Source organism: Streptomyces fuscigenes, from assembly GCF_021556455.1.
In the GTDB taxonomy this organism is placed as follows: domain Bacteria; phylum Actinomycetota; class Actinomycetes; order Streptomycetales; family Streptomycetaceae; genus Streptomyces; species Streptomyces fuscigenes.
Genome location: NZ_JAKGCV010000768.1, coordinates 1 through 1262 on the forward strand (window position 1 = coordinate 1; position 1262 = coordinate 1262).

General features: G+C 77.0%; 1 protein-coding gene. It reads right to left on the bottom strand.

The window, feature by feature from the left end; translation table 11 throughout:
• Positions 1-282 precede the first annotated feature (282 nt).
• A complete protein-coding gene (locus L1885_RS28440) occupies positions 283-1101 on the bottom strand; it encodes an RDD family protein (RefSeq protein WP_235800015.1) in 819 nt (272 codons plus the stop codon).
• Between the last annotated feature and the right edge of the window lie 161 nt (positions 1102-1262).

Below are 1262 nucleotides of genomic sequence, written 5' to 3' on the forward strand. Positions count from 1 at the left end.
CCGGCGGGCCTGCGCGCGCCCCGCCCCCACCCGGCGGCCCGCCCGGGCGTCGCACGCGCGGGCCGGCAGTCCGTACGGCGGTAGACGGGCGCTGGAGGCCGGGCGCCTTCCGCCCGACGCCGCGACGACGGGCTCCTCCCGCTCAGGTCGTGACGGCGGGCCTCTCGGCCTCAGGTCGTCACGACCGGCTCCTCGACCTCAGGTCGTCACGACCGGCTCCTCGGCCCCAGGTCGTCACGACCGGCTCCTCGGCCCCAGGTCGTCACGACCGGCTCCTCGACCTCAGGTCGTCACGACCACCGTCTTCGCCGCCTTGTCGTGCCAGCCCTGCCGGTAGGGGCGGCTCGCCACGATCGACAGGGCGATGGCGATCCACCAGATGCAGTAGCAGCACACCAGCGCCGGGAGCCACAGCACCGTGGCGCGCAGCAGCGACGCCCCCGTCCCCGGCACGGCGCCGTCGGCGAGCATGCCGACGCGCAGCTTGAGCCAGCGCTTGCCGAGCGTGCGGCCGTAGGTGTGGGTCATCCAGGTGTCGTAGCCGATGTAGACGACGAGGGAGACCAGGGTCCAGAGCCACTGCTGGCCCGTGTTGATGGTGTCGCCGATCTGGTCGGCCTCGCTCTGTCCGTTCGTCGTCGACAGGTCGAAGCCGTTGACGCCCAGGGAGATGATCGCGAGCGGGATCGCGATGATCAGCGCGTCGATGATGCGGGCGGCGAGCCGTGTGCCGAAGGGCGCCACAGGCGGCATCCCGGCGAGCGGCCCCTGCCCGGGCCCCGGCCGGCCGCCGTACGGGTCCTGGCCGCCCGGCCCTCCGCCGTAGGGGCCGCCTCCGTACGGGCCCCCGCCGTAGGGGCCCTGCCCGCCGCCCTGCCAGGGCCCTCCCCCGCCGTACGGGCCTCCGCTGCCGTACGGGCCGCCGCCACCCTGGCCGGGACCGTAGGGGCCGCCGGGGCCGGGGGGCGGTGGGGGCGAGCCGTACGGTCCCTGTCCGGGCGGCGGCGCCGCGTCCTCGGACGGCGGCTGCCGGGGAGGCCGGGGCCGCTTCACGAAGGGGTCGTCCTCGGGCGGCGGACCGGACGGCTCGTCGTTGCTCATGGGGGCAGTGCACCGCGCGTCACGCGGGGCCGCCAACCGTCGACGCCGTTCGGGCGAACGGATTGCCGCTCACGCGGTGCCGGGGCAGGAGGCACGAGGCCGGCCGGCCCGGGGCAGCCGGCGCCGGCCGGGCGGCAGCGGGTGGCGGCACGGGGCGGCCG

Coding starts and splice junctions, on each gene's coding strand:
- L1885_RS28440 (WP_235800015.1), bottom strand. CDS start 1,101: ATGAGCAACGACGAGCCGTCCGGTCCGCCGCCCGAGGACGACCCCTTC.